Source organism: Paraburkholderia phymatum (genome assembly GCF_040965635.1).
Taxonomy (GTDB): Bacteria; Pseudomonadota; Gammaproteobacteria; order Burkholderiales; family Burkholderiaceae; genus Paraburkholderia; species Paraburkholderia phymatum_B.
In genome coordinates this window covers 89,901-106,280 of record NZ_JBFRCH010000015.1, presented here as the reverse complement: position 1 = coordinate 106,280, position 16,380 = coordinate 89,901, and the positions used below count along the sequence as shown (strand labels likewise).

Sequence of the window (16,380 nt, the reverse complement as noted above, 5' to 3'; positions counted from 1 at the left end):
TTGTCCTTGCGTCAGTGCGTTACGCCTTGACGGTCGTGAGCGCCTTCTTCACGAAGTCGTTCGTCCAGCTCTTCGACAGATCGATCGGCTTGCCCTTCACGGTGTCGTCGAAAGCCTGCAGCGTCTTGAGCGACGTCGCGGGGCCGTCGGCGGGCATCAGCCCATCGGGCGACATCGCTTCCTTCACGTGCTGCCACGCATCCAGATACAGCGCGCGGTCGCCGAGCAGATACGACTCTGGCACGGTGTTGATCAGCTCGGTGCCCGTCGCCGTCTGCAGCCACTTCAGCGCGCGCACCATCGCGTTGGCGAGCGCCTGCGTCGTGTTCGGATTCTTGCTGATGAACGCTTGCGACGCGTACAGGCAGCCGGCAGGCATGTTGCCGCCGAACACCGTGTGCGTATCGTTGAGCGTGCGCGTGTCGGACACGACGCGAATCTCGCTCGAGCGTTCGAGCTTCGTCATCACCGGATCGAGATTGGCGAGCGCGTCGATCTGCCCCGATTGCAGCGCGGCGATGGCCCCCGCGCCCGCGCCGACGCCGATGAACGACACGTCTTTCGCGGTCAGCCCGGCTTTCGCGAGCACGAAGCTCGCCATGATCGACGTCGACGAACCCGGCGCCGTCACGCCGATCTTCTTGCCCTTCAGGTCCGCGATCGACTTGTAGCTCGCCATCGTCTTCTTCGAGACGGCGAGCACGATCTGCGGCGCGCGCCCTTGCAGCACGAATTCGCGGAAGTACTGGTTCTTCGCCTGCAGCAGCAGCGTGTGTTCGAACGCGCCGGAGACGACATCGGCGCTACCGCCGACAGCCGCCTTCAACGCCTGCGAGCCGCCCGCGAAGTCGGAGATCTCGACGTCGAGCCCTTCGTCCTTGAAGAAATTACGGCGCTCGGCAATCGTCAGAGGCAGATAGTAGAAAAGATTCTTGCCGCCGACGGCGATCGCGACTTTCGACGTCTCCGGCTTGCCTTGCCCGAATGCGAGTGGCGAGCCGACAAGCGATGCGCCCGCGAGCGCCGCGGTGCCTGCGAGAAAGCTTCTTCGTTGCATGGTCCTGTCTCCGTTTCTTCTTGCGTTGTTCTGTCGCCGGTCCCGTCGGCCGGCTTTGCGAACTTCGCTCGCGTCCGTCTCTTCAACGCTCAAACGATCTGTTGCGCGTGCAACCTTGCGATGTGGTCCGCATCATAACCCAGCGTTTGCAGAACTTCATCCGTATGTTCACCCAGTTCGGGCCCGAGCCAGCGCGTTTCGCCGGGCGTTTCGGAGAGCTTGGGCGTGACACCCGGCAGCGCGATGTCGCGGCCGTCCTGCCATTTGAAGCTCTGGATCATCTGGCGCGCGGCGTATTGCGGATCGGTGAACATGTCGGCGACGCTGTAGATGCGGCCCACGGGCACGTCGGCGGCGTTCAGCACGTCGAGCGCCTCGTCGATCGTGCGATTCGCAAGCCACGCCGCGATCGCGCCGTCGATCTCCTGCGTGCGCGGCACGCGGCCGTCGTTGTGCGCGAGCGCCGGATCGTCAGCGAGGTCTTCGCGGTCGATCGCGATCATCAGCCGCTTGAAAATCGGATCGCTGTTGCCACCGATCACGATACTGCCGTCGCGGCACGGATACGTATTCGACGGCACGATGCCCGGCAGCGAAGCGCCCGTGCGCTCGCGCACCATGCCGTACACACCGTACTCGGGCACCACGCTTTCCATCATGTTGAAGACGGCTTCGTACAGCGCCACATCGACGACCTGCCCTTTGCCGCCGTTCACCTCACGGTGATGCAGCGCCATCAGCGCGCCGATCACGCCATGCAGCGCCGCGATCGAATCGCCGATCGAAATGCCGATGCGCGGCGGCGGCAGATCCGGATACCCGGTGATATGGCGCAGACCGCCCATCGATTCGGCGATCGCGCCGAAACCCGGACGGTCGCGGTACGGCCCCGTCTGCCCGTAGCCGGACAGGCGCACCATCACGAGGCCGGGGTTCTCCTTCGACAGCACGTCATAGCCGAGCCCGAGCTTTTCGAGCTGCCCCGGGCGGAAATTCTCGACGACGATATCGGCTTCTTTCGCGAGCTCGCGGACGATTTCCTTGCCTTCGTCGGCCTTGAGGTTGATCGTCACCGACTTCTTGTTGCGCGCCTGCACGGCCCACCACAGCGACGTGCCGCCCACTTCGGGATAGAGCTTGCGCCATTTGCGCAGCGGGTCGCCGCCCTTCGGGTCTTCGATCTTGATCACGTCCGCGCCGAACTCGCCGAGAAAGCGCGCGGCGAACGGCCCGGCGATCAGCGTGCCGAGTTCGAGCACCTTGACGCCCGCGAGCGGGCCCTGGGTCGGTCCTTTGTGCGGTTCTGCTGGCGTTGCAGTCGATGTGCTCATGTGTCTCCCGATCTTCTTGTACTTGCCAGACGCCGTCGATGCGTCGGTTCGCAACGCGTTCGATGCGCGCTCGATGCTCATTAGCTGCTACATCGAGCGCCTGTCGAGCATCGCGCGCGCGATGGTGCCAGCATCGACATACTCGAGCTCGCCGCCGACAGGGACGCCGCGCGCGAGACGTGTCACCGACAGGCCGCGCGCCTTCAGCGTTTGCCCGAGGTAATGCGCCGTCGCCTCGCCTTCGTTCGTGAAGTTGGTTGCGAGCACGACTTCCTTGACGACGCCATCCGACGCACGCTTGACGAGACGGTCGAAATGAATCTCTTTCGGGCCGATGCCGTCGAGCGGACTCAGCCGCCCCATCAGCACGAAATAGAGCCCGCGATAGGTCATCGTCTGTTCGAGCATGATCTGATCGGCGGGTGTTTCGACGACGCACAGTAGCGTCGGATCGCGTTCGGTATCGCTGCAGACTTCGCAGATCTGCGCTTCCGTGAAGGTGTTGCACTTCTCGCAGTGCTGCAGATGCTCGGTCGCGAACAGCAACGAGCGGCCGAGCTTTTCGGCGCCGTCCCGATCGTGCTGCATCAGGTGGTACGCCATGCGTTGCGCAGACTTCGGCCCGACGCCGGGCAGAACGCGCAGCGCTTCGACGAGCGCCGACAAGGCGGAAGGTTGTTTCATGCTGGAACGGCGGCGTCGATAGTGAGTTCGGCGAGTCGCACACGGGCTGCGGGCAGAGCGCCCGATGCCCGCGCGCGAACTCCCCGTGCGATCAGAATGGCAGCTTGAAGCCCGGCGGCAGCGGCAGGCCCGAGGTCATGCCGCCCATCTTCTCCTGCGCGGTGGCTTCCGCCTTGCGCACGGCGTCGTTGAACGCGGCCGCCACGAGATCTTCGAGCATGTCCTTGTCGTCGGCGAGCAGGCTCGGGTCGATCGACACGCGGCGCACGTCGTTCTTGCAGGTCATCGTCACCTTGACGAGGCCCGCGCCCGACTGCCCCTCGACTTCGATCTGCGCGAGTTGCTCCTGCATCTTCTTCATGTTCTCTTGCATCTGCTGGGCTTGCTTCATCAGCCCGGCGAGTTGACCTTTCATCATGGACTTGCTCCTTCGTAATGGTGAATTCCGGTTGACGCGCGTTCATCCGGCGCGCGCGGGAGTCAGTGGCTGGCGGCGTTGTGGCCGCCGTCGGCGCCCGGCGTGAGGGGACGCACCGAGCCCGGCACGATGCTCGCGCCGAACTCGCGGATCAGGGATTGCACGAACGGATCGGCGCCGATTTCGCGCTCGGCATCCTGTTGGCGCTTCGCGCGCTCGATCGCATCGAGCACTGCGGCCGTGCGCTGCACGGGACCGACTTCGACCTGCACGTCGATCTCGCCGCCGAGCCGTTCGGCGAGCGCCGCTTTCAGCTTCGCGATCTGCGCAGGCTCGGCGTAAAGCTGGACCGCGACGTTGAGCTTCAGCGTCTTGCCCTCGACGGCCATCAACTCGCTGTTGAACGCAAGCTGGTACGAGATGCCCTTGAGCGGGAGCGTGACGGCGAGCGCCGGCCAGTCGCCGTCGAAACCGATCGGATTGAGCGGCACGGCGGGCGGCAGCGTGCGGATGTCGACGACGGGCGCGGGTGCGGGCACCGCGGAGGACGCGCTGCCTCGCGCGACGACCACGTCATCGGGACCGCTGTCGAAAACGGGAATGAAGTTGTCGTCGGAAGGCGCGAAGAACGCATCGTCCGACTGCGCGGGAATGTAGTCGTCAGGCGGAATGTCTTCCCACGGCGGAACGGACGAGCCGCCTTGCTGTTGCGCGCCACGCGACGGCTGCGCGCGAGCGGACGTCTCCCGGTCCGCGGCGGCTGCGGCGCGGCGGGCCGGATCGGGCGTCGTCACGCGAACGGCGACGCGGGGCGCGGCAGGCTTCGTCGGCGCGGGAGACGCGGCTGCGGCCGGCGCAGCGGAAACCGAACGGGCCGAAGCGCCGCGCTCCGTCGATACTTTCATGCCCGCGTTGCGCAGCACGTCGAGCGCGGCGCTCGCACCGCCCGCGCGGCGCGGCGCGGCTTCGGGCTGCAGTTGTGGCGCGGCTGCGGCTTCTGAGGGCGGGTAGTCGTCCGGCGTGGCTGGGTCAACTGGCGAAGCTTCCGCGGTGTTTGAGGCGGCAGGTGCTTCGTCGATTTCCTCGGCCCCGCCGGTGGTCGATGTCGCGCCGGCATCGACAGTTGCGGCTGCTGCGATTTCAGGTGCTTCGCTGACCGCTTTCGGCTGAGCGGGCACGGATTCGGGCTTCGGTGCGGAAGCAGTCGTCACGATTGGACGAGCCTGTGCCTCGCTCACAGCCGCCGCCGCGACGGGCGCGCCTGCGCGCTTCGCTCCAGCCGCAGCCGGAACCGTCGAGCGTCCCGCAGGCGCCACGCCACCGCCGCCGCCATTCGGCGCCGGTTCGAAGGCGAGCATCCGCAACAGCGTCATCGTGAAACCGGCGTATTCATCGGGCGCGAGTCCCAGCTCGCTTCGGCCGATCGTCGCGATCTGATAGAACAGCTGAACCTGCTCGGGACTCAGCGCATCGGCGAAACGGCGCAGGTCGGCGGCCTCCGGCCACTCTTCCAGCACCGACGACGGCGCGAAATGCGCCCACGCGATCTTGTGCAAAAGACCCGCGAGATCTTGCAGCGCAGTCGAGAACGACAGGCTTCGCAACGCCATCTCGTCGGCGACGGACAGCACTGCGGCACCGTCGCCCGCGACGAGAGCATCGAGGAGACGAATCAGATAGCTCTGATCGAGCGCGCCGAGCATGCCGCGCACTGCTTCCTCAGTGACCTGATTGGCCGAGTATGCGATCGCCTGGTCGGTCAGCGACAACGCATCGCGCATCGAGCCATCGGCGGCGCGCGCGAGCAGGCGCAACGCCTGTGCGTCGTGCGGAATGTTCTCTTCGCCGAGGATGCGCTCGAGATGCGACACGATATGCCCTGCCGGCATCTGCTTCAGGTTGAACTGAAGGCAGCGCGAGAGCACTGTGACGGGAATCTTCTGCGGGTCGGTCGTCGCGAGGATGAACTTGACGTGCGGCGGCGGCTCTTCCAGCGTCTTCAACATCGCGTTGAACGCGTGGTTCGTGAGCATGTGCACTTCGTCGATCATGTAGACCTTGAAGCGCGCATCGACGGGCGCATACACGGCGCGTTCGAGCAGCGCAGCCATTTCGTCGACGCCGCGATTGCTCGCCGCGTCCATCTCGAGGTAATCGACGAAGCGCCCCTCGTCGATCTCGCGGCAAGCACGGCAGACGCCACACGGCGTGGCCGTCACGCCCGTTTCACAATTGAGCGCCTTCGCGAAGATACGCGAGAGCGTCGTCTTGCCGACACCGCGCGTGCCCGTAAACAGATAGGCGTGGTGCAGACGGCCACCGTCGAGCGCGTGCGTGAGCGCGCGCACCACGTGCTCCTGTCCGACGAGCGAAGCGAAATCCTTCGGCCGCCACTTGCGTGCGAGAACTTGATAGGTCATCGGGAAATTGTATCAGCAACGCTGACGCGAAAAGACGAATCGATCGCGCGCTCGCGCAAGCCGTGTCAACGCTCTGACGGCTCATTGAATTTCGTGAGGCAAGCGCCAGAACATGCCGCGCTTCGACCAACGCAGATGACGAGAAATGCTGGGGGAAAGGTGACGCAGATGGGAAGAAAGGAAGGTGACGAGCCCGACCCTCGGCACTGGCGGAAAACGGCTGTGGCTGCTTCGTTCCCGACCTGACCAGGTTGACCGCCCCTCCATGCGAGGAGGCCCGTCACGTCGTATTGTAACATCGCCTGCTGCGCTGCGCGAGAGGCATCGGGACAAAAGCCGCCATAACGGAACAGCAACGTCGACACCTTCCCCCTCTTGTGTTCGCCCGCATGATCTCCAGATACGGTTTGTCACGACGCGTTGCAGCGTGCGCGCCAAGCGCACGAGGCATTCGGAATATGCGCCGAAGCCTTGCCAGTGCAGCCGCGAGCGGTGCGAGACCCTACCGCCCGAAGGCGTACTATCACGGCGGGCAACGCATAGCAATTTAGGCTAAACTGACGTTCAAGTGACCCGCAAAGCCAAGCCAGGTCGCCTTCCCGAAACTGTCCCCACAGTGCTTCGCGCGTCGGCTTTCATGGTTTGTCCTGTGGTAAAGCGAACGGAAAGTTTTCTGATTTTGTTGTATCGTGGCGGGCATTCAAAGCAGGCCTCGAACCGAAAGAGGTATTCACACAATGAGCGAACACATCAAGCATATCAGCGACGCATCGTTTGAACAGGACGTCGTCAAATCCGATAAACCCGTGCTGCTCGACTTCTGGGCGGAATGGTGCGGCCCGTGCAAGATGATCGCGCCGATCCTCGACGAAGTTGCGAAGGACTACGCTGATCGCCTGCAGATCGCCAAGATCAACGTCGACGAACATCAGTCCACGCCCGTCAAGTTCGGCGTGCGCGGCATCCCCACGCTGATCCTGTTCAAGAACGGCGCAGTTGCTGCACAGAAGGTAGGCGCACTGTCGAAGTCGCAGCTCACTGCGTTCCTCGACGGCAATCTTTAATCCGCCACACGCAGACACGGCACGCATGCATCGCATGCGCGCCGCTCGGCTCGCAAAACTTGCAGTGAGTTGATGCATCGAGCGAGCCGCATGATTCTTGTTGTCCCGTGACAACAAGAATCATGCGTCAAGTCCAACCGGCCGCGCAGGCTGGAATTGGCGTGTGCTATGCTAGAATCTATAAAACGTCTAAAAGACGAGTAGGTCCTTGAGCGGTTCCGCTCACCTCTCCTCCCAGATTTCATTTCAGGTCGCACCTTCTCTGCGGGTTCTCCGTATGCATTTATCCGAGCTTAAGACGCTACACGTGTCCCAATTGATCGAGATGGCCAATGGTCTCGAGATCGAAAGTGCGAACCGCCTGCGCAAGCAGGAACTGATGTTCGCCATTCTAAAAAAACGCGCCAAAACGGGCGAAACGATCTTCGGTGACGGCACGCTCGAAGTGCTGCCTGACGGCTTTGGCTTCCTGCGCTCGCCGGAAACCTCGTATCTCGCAAGCACGGATGACATCTACATCAGCCCGTCGCAGATCCGCCGGTTCAACCTGCATACGGGCGACACCATCGAAGGCGAAGTCCGCACGCCGAAGGACGGCGAGCGCTATTTCGCCCTGGTGAAGGTCGACAAGGTCAACGGCCAGCCGCCCGAGGCCTCGAAGCACAAGATCATGTTCGAGAACCTGACGCCGCTGCACCCGAACAAGGTGCTGCTGCTCGAACGTGAGATGCGCGGCGAAGAGAACGTCACGGGCCGCATCATCGACATGATCGCGCCCATCGGCAAGGGCCAGCGCGGCCTGCTCGTCGCGTCGCCGAAGTCGGGCAAGACGGTGATGCTTCAGCACATCGCGCACGCGATCAAGCAGAACCACCCCGACGTGATCCTGTTCGTGCTGCTCATCGACGAGCGTCCGGAAGAGGTGACGGAAATGCAGCGCTCGGTGGCGGGCGAAGTGATCGCGTCGACGTTCGACGAACCGGCCGCGCGTCACGTGCAGGTCGCCGAAATGGTGATCGAAAAGGCAAAGCGCCTCGTCGAAATGAAGAACGACGTCGTGATTCTGCTCGACTCGATCACGCGTCTCGCACGCGCGTACAACACGGTCGTGCCGGCATCGGGCAAGGTGCTGACGGGCGGTGTCGATGCGAACGCGTTGCAGCGTCCGAAGCGCTTCTTCGGCGCGGCGCGCAACATCGAGGAAGGCGGTTCGTTGACCATCATCGGCACGGCACTGATCGAAACGGGCAGCCGCATGGACGACGTGATCTATGAAGAGTTCAAGGGCACGGGCAACATGGAAGTGCACCTCGAGCGCCGCCTCGCGGAGAAGCGCGTCTATCCGTCTATCAATCTGAACAAGTCGGGCACGCGCCGCGAAGAGCTGCTGATCAAGCCCGAGATCCTGCAAAAGATCTGGGTGCTGCGCAAGTTCATCCACGACATGGACGAAGTCGAAGCGATGGAATTCCTGCTCGACAAGATCCGCCAGACAAAGAACAACGCCGAGTTCTTCGACATGATGCGCCGCGGCGGTTGATCGCCACCCAGCGCTTCGAACCTTCGAACACAAGAACGCCTGCCGCCGCGCAGGCGTTTTTTTTCGTCCGTACATCCTGTGGTCAACACCCCATCCTGTACGTGAACGTACACGTTGATCTATAATGCGCTCACATCACGACCGACATGTGAAGCATCGCCATGCCGAACGACGCCTCCCCCACTCTGCTGACCGTGCGCGACGCCGCCGAACGTCTGAACGTCACGCCGCGCACGCTCAAGTATTACGAAGAACGCGGCCTCGTCACGCCCAGCCGCAGCGAAGGCCGCTATCGCCTGTACGACGAAGACGACCTCGAACGCTTTTCGCGCATCTTGCGTTTGCGCGCGCTGGGCTTCTCGCTGGCGGGCATCACGGAAATGCTGAAACGCCCGCTCGAAACGACGGAAGGCGGACGCAACCGCTACTCGATGGACTCGCTGCAGCAGATTCGCGACGGCCTCGCGCAACAGATCGAATCGCTCGATGCGCGCATCGAATCCGTGCGGCGCGAACTGAAAGAAGTGCAGAAGCTCAAGTCCGAACTCGCCGACGACCTGAATTACGTCGAGCGGCGTCTTGCCGGCGAAAGCGCCGATGAGCTGATCAGTCAGCGCCGCGCCGCGGCCGCCACCAGACGTGCCGGGAGCAAGGGCACGAAAGCATGAACGCAGGCTTACCGCGCGCGCAGATCTTCAGCGCGGAGAAACTGCGCGGCGATTTCTTCCCATGGGTGCTGGCCGTCGTCACCGGCCTCGACTACTTCGACAACGCGATCTTCTCGTTCTTCGCCAGCTACATCGCGGGCGGCGTCAACGCGTCGCCGGACGAACTGGTGTGGTCGTCGAGTGCGTATGCCGTCGCGGCCGTGCTCGGCATTCTGCAACAGCAATGGTGGGTCGACCGCGTCGGCTACCGGCGTTACGTGGCCGGCTGCATGCTGCTCTATGCGGCGGGCGCCGTCGCCGCCGCGCTGTGCGATACGACGTTCGGCCTGCTGTTCGCGCGCGGCTTTCAGGGCTACTTCATCGGCCCGATGATGGGGACGTGCCGCATCCTCATCCAGCTGAGCTTCACGGCGCAGCGGCGGCCGGCTGCAACGCGCGCCTTCCTGATCCTGATCGTGCTGTGCAGCGCGCTCGCGCCGCTCGTCGGCGGACAACTGGTCGCGCATTTCACGTGGCGCGCGCTCTTTGCGTGCACCGCGCCGTTCGGCGTGCTGTTCGCCGTGCTCGCGATGCTCGCGCTGCCCGACTCCGGCGGCCGCACGCCGGAAGAACGCGGCGCGACGCACTTCTGGCCATACATCATCTTCGCGTTCGCGCAAGGTGCGCTGCAAATCGTGATGCAGCAGGTGCGCTTCCAGCTCTTCATCACATCGCCGAATTTGCTCATTCTGACCGCAGCGGGCATCGCGGCGCTTGCGTGGTTCGTCTGGCATCAGTGGCATCATCCGTCGCCGCTCGTGCGGCTGCACGCGTTGCGCGAAAAGACCTTCCAGGTCGGGCTCGTGCTGTACATGTTCTACTATTACGAATCGACGGCGTTCAGCTATCTCATCTCGCGCTTTCTCGAAACCGGCCTCGGCTATCCCGTCGAGAACACGGGGCAACTGGTCGGCGTTACGTCGCTGATTTCGGCGACGGCCCTCTTCGCGTATCTGCGCTACGCGAAACTGCTGCCGCGCAAGAAATGGATCATCGTGCCCGGCTTCGCCGTGGCGGCGTCCGCGGCCGCGTGGATGACGCGCATGTCGCCCGCCGTCGGCGAAGCAGCGTTGATCGCACCGCTCCTGCTGCGTGGCTTGCTGCTGCTTTTCATCGTGCTGCCCGTCGCGAACCTGACGTTTAGAATCTTTGCCATCGAGGAGTTCTCGCATGGCTACCGCCTGAAGAACATCGTCCGGCAACTGACGATTTCGTTCGCGACGGCATCGGTGATCATCGTCGAGCAGCATCGTCAGGCGCTGCATCAGACACGGCTCGCCGAGTTCGCGAATCCGTACAATCCGGCTTTCGAGAATACGATCGCGGCGCTTACGCGCGGCCTCGCGGCGGCGGGCCGCTCGACCGCCGACGCGCATGCGCTGGCTGTCGTCGAGGTGAGCCGGATGGTCGCGCAACAGGCGAGCTTTCTCGCCTCGCTCGACGGGTTTTACTTTCTGATCGGCGTGGCCGTATGCGGCGGCATTTTCGCAGCATGGCAAAAGCAGATCGACTAGATTCGTATCGGTAACGCTAGCGAAAACGGGCAACTGCGAGGCAACTGCGCGATGCTTTCGAAATTCACTCAATGGCTCGACACGCGCCGCCGCGATCGCGCGCTGCGCACGCACGCGATCGACGACGCGCTCTGGCAGGCCACGCTCGACGGCCTGCCGTTTCTAACGCGCCTCGGCGCAGCCGACCTCGCGCGCCTGCGCGACATGACGAGCCTCTTCATCGCGCAAAAGGAGTTCTCGACCGCGCACGATCTCGAGCTGACAAATCAGATCACCGTCGCGATCGCCGTGCAGGCGTGCCTGCCCGTGCTGAATCTCGGGCTCGATCTGTATCGCGGCTGGGTCGGCGTGATCGTCTATCCTGGCGAGTTCGTGATCCGCAAAACCGTCGAGGACGAGGACGGCGTCGTCCATGAAGTCGAACACGATGCAAGCGGCGAAGCGTGGGAAGGCGGGCCCGTGATCCTGTCATGGGAAGACGCGCAGATGACGGACGGCTCGGACGCGTACAACGTCGTGATTCACGAGTTCGCCCACAAGATCGACATGGTGACGGGCGAAGCCGACGGCCACCCGCCCCTCTTTCGCAAGCTGCATGCGCCGCTCGATTCCGCGCAGTGGGCGGACGTATTCGATCACGCGTACGACCAGTTCTGCGCGAAGGTGGATGCCGTGCCGGAGCGACGCTGGGCGCGCTTCGAACGCGAATCGCTGATCGATCCGTACGCCGCCGACCATCCGTCGGAATTTTTTGCCGTGTGCAGCGAGGCGCTGTTCGTGAAGCCGCGGGAGTTCGAAGCGGAATATCCGGAGCTTTACCGGCTGCTCGCCCGCTACTACCGGCAGGACCCGGCGCATATGGGCGCGCCCGGACAGACGGACGCGTAGCGCGTCGCACGAAGCGGACAGCCGCCGAAGCTTGCGAAAAAACCCGCACGAACCTCGTCAAACGACTGATTTTCTGGCATAATCTCGCTTTTTCGACCTTAGGCAAGTGGCTCGCGGTTGCGGAATTTTCCGGCTCCCGGGTTGGCTACCGCCAGATTAAAGGAAAGACCATGAAAGAAGGCATCCACCCGAATTACCGCGAAGTCCTGTTCGTCGATATGTCGAACGACTTCAAGTTCGTGACGCGCTCGACCATCCAGACGCGTGAAACGGCCGAATTCAACGGCAAGACCTACCCGCTGGCGAAGATCGAAGTTTCGTCGGAATCGCACCCGTTCTACACGGGCCAGCAGAAGATCATGGACACGGCCGGCCGCGTCGAGAAGTTCAACAAGAAGTTCGGCGCCCGCGCTTCGGGCAAGGCCGCGAAGTAACCGGCGAAGTAACCGGCAGTACACGTTGCAGGCCCCGACTCCCGTCCGGGCCGCCACGATGCAAGAAGGGCAGCGCAAGCTGCCCTTTTTTGTCGGCGGAAGGTTTTTGTTGGGCAGAGTCGGCTCGCTTGCCGCATGCCTCCGCTTCGCGCGATACAGCATTGCGCCGCGTTGCATGCGGGTTGCATCCATATCCATTGCTATTGATGCCTGCGTGCGACAACAACTGTCGGTGCGACGGCTGGCGTCGAAGCAAAGTCCGCCTGAAGCCCGCCGCAACACCCGCCTGGTCCACGCCGAACGCCGGCCTGAAAGCCCGCTTCGCCGCCCTGCTTCCATCCGCGGCATCGGCGTGCGTTTGTGACGGGCACCGTGCCGCGCGTCTACAATGCCGCATGCTCATTCAGAGACGCCTCCTGCGCTCCATCAATAACTCACGGCTGCCGCCCGGTCGGCCTCACACGAACACCGCATGAGATCTGTCGTTCGCCTCACCGCTTCCGCCACCAGCGCGCTGCCGCGCTGGCTGCTGCTCACTATCTGCGTCGTGTACGCGTCGTTTGGCCTGTTCGGCCGCGACCCGTGGAAGACGGAAGACGCAGCCGGCTTCGGCGTCATGTGGACGATGGCCAACGGCACGCTGCACGACTGGATGCTGCCCAATCTCGTCGGCAAGTACATCACGTCGGATGCGCCGCTCGGCTACTGGCTCGGCGCGAGCGCGATCCGCGTGCTGGACCCGCTCGTCGACGCGAGCAACGCGTCGCGCGTGTTCACGGGCCTGCTGTTCTGCGCCGCTTGCGCGTTCGTCTGGTACGCGGCCTATCTGCTCGGCCGCCGGCCCGAAGTGCAGCCGTTCAAGTACGCATTCGGCGGCGAGCCCGAGCCGCGCGACTACGGCCGCACGCTCGGCGACGGCGCGCTGCTGATCCTGCTCGCGATCTTCGGCCTCGCCGAGCGCGGCCACGAAACGACGCCGCAGATCGCGCAATTCGTCTGCATCGCGATGCTCGTCTACGGCCTCGTGCGGATGATCGACAAGCCCGTCCAGGGCGCGCTGATCTGGGGTTGCGCGATCGGCCTCGTCGCGCTGACGAGCAATCCCGTGCTGGTCGGCGCGCTGCTCGTCGGCACGTTTGCGATGCTGATCATCGTGCACGAAACGCACTGGCGCACGCTGATGCTCGCGGGGCTGCCCGTCGCGCTCGTGCTCTCGGTCGTGTGGCCGCTCACGGCGATCGCACTCTTCCCCGGCGACGCGGTCTGGTTCCTTCACCAGTGGATGCGCACCAGCCTGCACGCGTTCGCCGGTCCGTACGGCTCGACGCTGCTGTACGCCGTCAAGAACCTGCCGCTCTTCGCGTGGCCTGCGTGGCCGCTCGCGATCTGGGCGTGGTTCAGCTGGGCGGGACTGCGGCGCGCGCCACACATCGCGATTCCGCTGTCGGTGATCGCACCGCTGCTGATTCTCGTCGTGCTGCAAAGCCAGGGAACGAACCGCCTTTTCACGCTGCTGATGCCCGCGCTCTCGGTGATCGCCGCGTTCGCGTTGCCGACGCTCAAGCGCGGCGCGATCAACGCAATCGACTGGTTCGCGGTACTGAGCTTCACGGTGCTCGGCACGTTCGTGTGGCTCGTGTGGCTTGCGGGCATGACGGGCTTTCCGCATCAGCTTGCGCGCAATCTCGCGCGGCTCGCGCCGGGCTTCACGCCGCAGTTCAAGATCCTGTCGTTCCTGTGCGCGGTGGCCGTGACGCTCTGCTGGTTCGCGCTCGTGCAATGGCGCGTCGCGCGCCATCCGAAAGTGCTGTGGCGCAGCGTCGTGCTGTCGAGCGCGGGCACGACGCTGATGTGGGTGCTGCTGATGACGCTCTGGCTGCCCGTCGTCAACTACAGCCGGACCTACAAGGACGTGGCCGAGCAGATTTCCGCGAATCTGCCGTCCGACTACAACTGCATTGCGCCCGTGCGTCTCGGCGATGCGCAAATCGCGACGTTTGCCTATTTCGGCGACATGCATTTTTCGTTCGATGAAGACTGCGACGTGATCCTGCGCCAGGACACGCAGGACTTCGGCGAGCCCAGCTCGATGTCGAACTTCGTGTGGAAGCTCGTGTGGGAAGGCCGCCGCGCCGCCGACCGCGATGAACGCTTCCGGCTGTACGTGCGCATCGACCGCCCGCAGCCGCCCGTCAAACGCCACCCGTGGCGCCCGAAGAAACACGGCTGACGATGTTCGCCGATGTGCGGAAAATCGCCGGGCTCGCATGGCCCGTGCTGATCGGTCAGCTGGCAATCATCGCGTTCGGCGTGATCGACACGGCGATGGTCGGCCGCTACTCGGCGACGGATCTGGCCGCGCTCGCCCTCGGCTCGTCGATCTACATCTCCGTGTATATCGGCCTGACGGGCATTCTGACCGCGTTGCAGCCGATCGCGGGCCAGCTGTACGGCGCTGCCCGTTACGACGAGATCGGCGAGGAAGTGCGCCAGGCGCTGTGGCTTGCGTTCGCGCTCGCTGTCATCGGCTTTCTGGTTCTCTACTTCCCTCACCCGCTACTGCAGCTTGCGCGCGCGCCCGAGGCGCTGCGCGAGCGCACCGTGTCGTACCTGCAGATAGTCGCGTTCGGCCTGCCGGCGAGCCTTGCGTTTCGCGTCTACAGCTCGCTGACGAATGCCGTCGGCCAGCCGCGGCTCGTGATGATCCTGCAGATCGGCGCGCTGATGCTGAAGCTGCCGCTCAACACATGGCTGATCTTCGGCGGAACTGGCGTGCCGGCGCTCGGCGGCCCGGGCTGCGCGCTCGCCAGCACGTTGATCAACTGGACGCTCGCCATCGTCGGCATGCTGGCAATGACGAAGCTCGACGTGTTCCGGCCGTTCGCGATCTTCGCGCATTTCTGCTGGCCCGTATGGCGCCGTCAGGCCGCACAGCTGAAGCTCGGCATTCCGATGGGGCTCTCGTATCTGATCGAAGTCACGTCGTACACCTTCATGGCGCTCTTCATCGCGCGTTTCGGCACGACGACGCTGGCGGGGCATCAGATCGCGGGCAACATCGGCGCCGTGCTGTACATGACGCCGCTATCGATCGGCATCGCGACGTCGACGCTCGTCGCCCAGGCGCTCGGCGCGCATCGCTACGATGCGGCGCGCGCGCTCGCGCGGCACGGCATCGCGATGGCCGTCGCGATTGCGTGCGGCTACGGCGTGATCGTGCTCGCGCTGCGTCCGCTGATCATCGCGGGCTATACGCCGGATGCGCGGGTCGCGGCGGCCGCGATGCCGCTGGTGCTGATCGTCGTCTTCTACCATCTCTGCGATGCACTGCAAATCACGTCGGCGTTCGTGCTGCGTGCGTATCGCGTCGCTGTCGTGCCGACCGTGATCTACGCGGTCGCGTTGTGGGGCGTCGGACTCGGCGGCGGCTATGCGCTCGGCTTCGACGTCGGCGGATGGGTGCCCGCATCGTTCACGGGCGCACGCGGCTTCTGGCTCGCGAATACGGCGAGCCTGGCGATTGCCGGCGTCGGTCTCGCGTTCTATCTGCGCTGGATCAGCAGGCGGTCGGTGCGGATGGGCGCGCAGATGCAGGCGGATAGCGCGGCCTGAACGCATGGGCGCTTTTCGTGCGGGCCGCATGCGCATCGATCGGTGTTTCAGATGCGCTCGTGCGATCCGCTTGCTCGTACGCCCCTCCGTTTCGGCAAAACCCCTCCGTCCGCAAAGCAATAAGCGCCTGCACCGGAAGCGACGACATCCCTCTAAAGACAACGCCTCGAGCGCGCGCCGCGCGCGCCGTGGGGGAGTGAACGGGCGAATCAGACCGTTAGTTGCACCTTAACCCCTCCTTGAACCCGCGTTCGTCACAGATATCGTCTACTCAGCCACCTCTTCCTCGTCGCGCTGCGCGAACACTTCACGTGCCGCGAACAACGCATTCAACGCCGCCGGAAAGCCCGCATACACGGCCATCTGCATGAACACCTCGACGATCTCGTCGCGCGTGCATCCGACATTGAGCGCCGCCTCGATGTGCACCTTCAGTTGCGGCTGCGCATTGCCGAGCGCGGCCAATGCGGCGATCGTCGCGATCTCTCTCGCGCGCAGGTCCAGTTGCGGACGGCTGTACACATCGCCGAACGGAAACTCGATCAGCAGCCGCGCGAAATCCGGCGCAATCGGTGCGAGCGACGCGATCACCTTCTCTCCCGCCGTTCCGTCGATTTCCTTCAGCTTGTCCCAGCCGCGCGCATAACGATCGTCGCGTGCGCCCTCCTGTTCTTGCGTTTGCTCTTGTGCGTTTGCATGTGTGTGGTTCAT

At 64.1% G+C, this 16,380-nt stretch carries 15 protein-coding genes and 1 other RNA gene; 9 read left to right on the top strand and 7 right to left on the bottom strand.

Going from position 1 to position 16,380, the window contains the following annotated elements; all coding sequences use genetic code 11:
* Window positions 1–19: 19 nt before the first annotated feature.
* The 6 genes from AB4Y32_RS23860 to ffs all read right to left on the bottom strand — a co-directional run bounded on the left by AB4Y32_RS23860 (window position 20) and on the right by ffs (window position 6,192).
* Window positions 20–1,057, bottom strand: a complete 1,038-nt coding sequence (locus AB4Y32_RS23860) for an ABC transporter substrate-binding protein (RefSeq protein ID WP_368723693.1) — start codon at window positions 1,055–1,057, stop codon at window positions 20–22.
* An 89-nt stretch (window positions 1,058–1,146) separates the two neighbouring features.
* A complete protein-coding gene (locus tag AB4Y32_RS23855) occupies window positions 1,147–2,388 on the bottom strand; it encodes a CaiB/BaiF CoA transferase family protein (RefSeq protein ID WP_368723692.1) in 1,242 nt (413 codons plus the stop codon).
* Between the two features lie 87 nt (window positions 2,389–2,475).
* Window positions 2,476–3,072 (bottom strand): recombination mediator RecR, encoded by a 597-nt coding sequence (recR, locus tag AB4Y32_RS23850; RefSeq protein WP_087735801.1) that lies wholly within the window; start codon window positions 3,070–3,072, stop codon window positions 2,476–2,478.
* Between the two features lie 91 nt (window positions 3,073–3,163).
* A complete protein-coding gene (locus AB4Y32_RS23845) occupies window positions 3,164–3,490 on the bottom strand; it encodes a YbaB/EbfC family nucleoid-associated protein (protein ID WP_006048866.1) in 327 nt (108 codons plus the stop codon).
* A 62-nt stretch (window positions 3,491–3,552) separates the two neighbouring features.
* Window positions 3,553–5,910, bottom strand: a complete 2,358-nt coding sequence (gene dnaX / locus AB4Y32_RS23840) for a DNA polymerase III subunit gamma/tau (RefSeq protein WP_368723691.1) — start codon at window positions 5,908–5,910, stop codon at window positions 3,553–3,555.
* 183 nt (window positions 5,911–6,093) lie between these two features.
* An RNA gene (ffs, locus tag AB4Y32_RS23835) (signal recognition particle sRNA small type) lies at window positions 6,094–6,192 on the bottom strand.
* 455 nt (window positions 6,193–6,647) lie between these two features.
* Here ffs and trxA point away from each other — a divergent pair.
* From trxA to AB4Y32_RS23790, 9 genes are all read left to right on the top strand, one after another.
* Window positions 6,648–6,974 carry a thioredoxin TrxA gene (trxA, locus tag AB4Y32_RS23830; RefSeq protein ID WP_007586494.1) on the top strand — a complete coding sequence of 109 codons (327 nt, stop codon included), beginning with the start codon at window positions 6,648–6,650 and terminating at the stop codon, window positions 6,972–6,974.
* Between the two features lie 277 nt (window positions 6,975–7,251).
* Entirely contained in the window at window positions 7,252–8,514 is a 1,263-nt protein-coding gene (gene rho / locus AB4Y32_RS23825; RefSeq protein WP_012400357.1) for a transcription termination factor Rho, read from the top strand.
* Between the two features lie 161 nt (window positions 8,515–8,675).
* Window positions 8,676–9,182, top strand: coding sequence for a MerR family transcriptional regulator (locus AB4Y32_RS23820; protein WP_368723690.1), 507 nt, complete (start codon window positions 8,676–8,678; stop codon window positions 9,180–9,182).
* The gene (locus tag AB4Y32_RS23815; protein ID WP_368723689.1) at window positions 9,179–10,735 is read left to right on the top strand and encodes an MFS transporter; all 1,557 of its coding nucleotides are present in this window, start codon (window positions 9,179–9,181) and stop codon (window positions 10,733–10,735) included. Before AB4Y32_RS23820 ends, AB4Y32_RS23815 begins: the two co-directional genes overlap by 4 nt.
* A gap of 51 nt (window positions 10,736–10,786) precedes the next feature.
* Entirely contained in the window at window positions 10,787–11,623 is an 837-nt protein-coding gene (locus AB4Y32_RS23810; protein ID WP_368723688.1) for a M90 family metallopeptidase, read from the top strand.
* A gap of 170 nt (window positions 11,624–11,793) precedes the next feature.
* The gene (locus AB4Y32_RS23805) at window positions 11,794–12,057 is read left to right on the top strand and encodes a type B 50S ribosomal protein L31 (RefSeq protein ID WP_008921611.1); all 264 of its coding nucleotides are present in this window, start codon (window positions 11,794–11,796) and stop codon (window positions 12,055–12,057) included.
* Window positions 12,058–12,115: 58 nt separating this feature from the next.
* Window positions 12,116–12,421: a hypothetical protein gene (locus AB4Y32_RS23800; protein WP_368723687.1), complete on the top strand. Its 306-nt coding sequence runs from the start codon at window positions 12,116–12,118 to the stop codon at window positions 12,419–12,421.
* Window positions 12,422–12,529: 108 nt separating this feature from the next.
* Window positions 12,530–14,287 (top strand): ArnT family glycosyltransferase, encoded by a 1,758-nt coding sequence (locus AB4Y32_RS23795; RefSeq protein ID WP_368723686.1) that lies wholly within the window; start codon window positions 12,530–12,532, stop codon window positions 14,285–14,287.
* A gap of 2 nt (window positions 14,288–14,289) precedes the next feature.
* On the top strand, window positions 14,290–15,669 hold the full coding sequence (locus AB4Y32_RS23790; protein WP_368723755.1) for an MATE family efflux transporter: 1,380 nt from the start codon (window positions 14,290–14,292) through the stop codon (window positions 15,667–15,669).
* Between the two features lie 267 nt (window positions 15,670–15,936).
* Here AB4Y32_RS23790 and AB4Y32_RS23785 read toward each other — a convergent pair whose 3' ends face one another.
* The gene (locus AB4Y32_RS23785) at window positions 15,937–16,380 is read right to left on the bottom strand and encodes a carboxymuconolactone decarboxylase family protein (protein WP_368723685.1); all 444 of its coding nucleotides are present in this window, start codon (window positions 16,378–16,380) and stop codon (window positions 15,937–15,939) included.

Coding starts and splice junctions, on each gene's coding strand:
- AB4Y32_RS23785 (WP_368723685.1), bottom strand. CDS start 16,380: ATGAACCACACACATGCAAACGCACAAGAGCAAACGCAAGAACAGGAG.
- rho (WP_012400357.1), top strand. CDS start 7,252: ATGCATTTATCCGAGCTTAAGACGCTACACGTGTCCCAATTGATCGAG.
- AB4Y32_RS23860 (WP_368723693.1), bottom strand. CDS start 1,057: ATGCAACGAAGAAGCTTTCTCGCAGGCACCGCGGCGCTCGCGGGCGCA.
- recR (WP_087735801.1), bottom strand. CDS start 3,072: ATGAAACAACCTTCCGCCTTGTCGGCGCTCGTCGAAGCGCTGCGCGTT.
- AB4Y32_RS23845 (WP_006048866.1), bottom strand. CDS start 3,490: ATGATGAAAGGTCAACTCGCCGGGCTGATGAAGCAAGCCCAGCAGATG.
- AB4Y32_RS23815 (WP_368723689.1), top strand. CDS start 9,179: ATGAACGCAGGCTTACCGCGCGCGCAGATCTTCAGCGCGGAGAAACTG.
- AB4Y32_RS23810 (WP_368723688.1), top strand. CDS start 10,787: ATGCTTTCGAAATTCACTCAATGGCTCGACACGCGCCGCCGCGATCGC.
- AB4Y32_RS23800 (WP_368723687.1), top strand. CDS start 12,116: ATGCAAGAAGGGCAGCGCAAGCTGCCCTTTTTTGTCGGCGGAAGGTTT.
- trxA (WP_007586494.1), top strand. CDS start 6,648: ATGAGCGAACACATCAAGCATATCAGCGACGCATCGTTTGAACAGGAC.
- AB4Y32_RS23805 (WP_008921611.1), top strand. CDS start 11,794: ATGAAAGAAGGCATCCACCCGAATTACCGCGAAGTCCTGTTCGTCGAT.
- AB4Y32_RS23795 (WP_368723686.1), top strand. CDS start 12,530: ATGAGATCTGTCGTTCGCCTCACCGCTTCCGCCACCAGCGCGCTGCCG.
- dnaX (WP_368723691.1), bottom strand. CDS start 5,910: ATGACCTATCAAGTTCTCGCACGCAAGTGGCGGCCGAAGGATTTCGCT.
- AB4Y32_RS23790 (WP_368723755.1), top strand. CDS start 14,290: ATGTTCGCCGATGTGCGGAAAATCGCCGGGCTCGCATGGCCCGTGCTG.
- AB4Y32_RS23820 (WP_368723690.1), top strand. CDS start 8,676: ATGCCGAACGACGCCTCCCCCACTCTGCTGACCGTGCGCGACGCCGCC.
- AB4Y32_RS23855 (WP_368723692.1), bottom strand. CDS start 2,388: ATGAGCACATCGACTGCAACGCCAGCAGAACCGCACAAAGGACCGACC.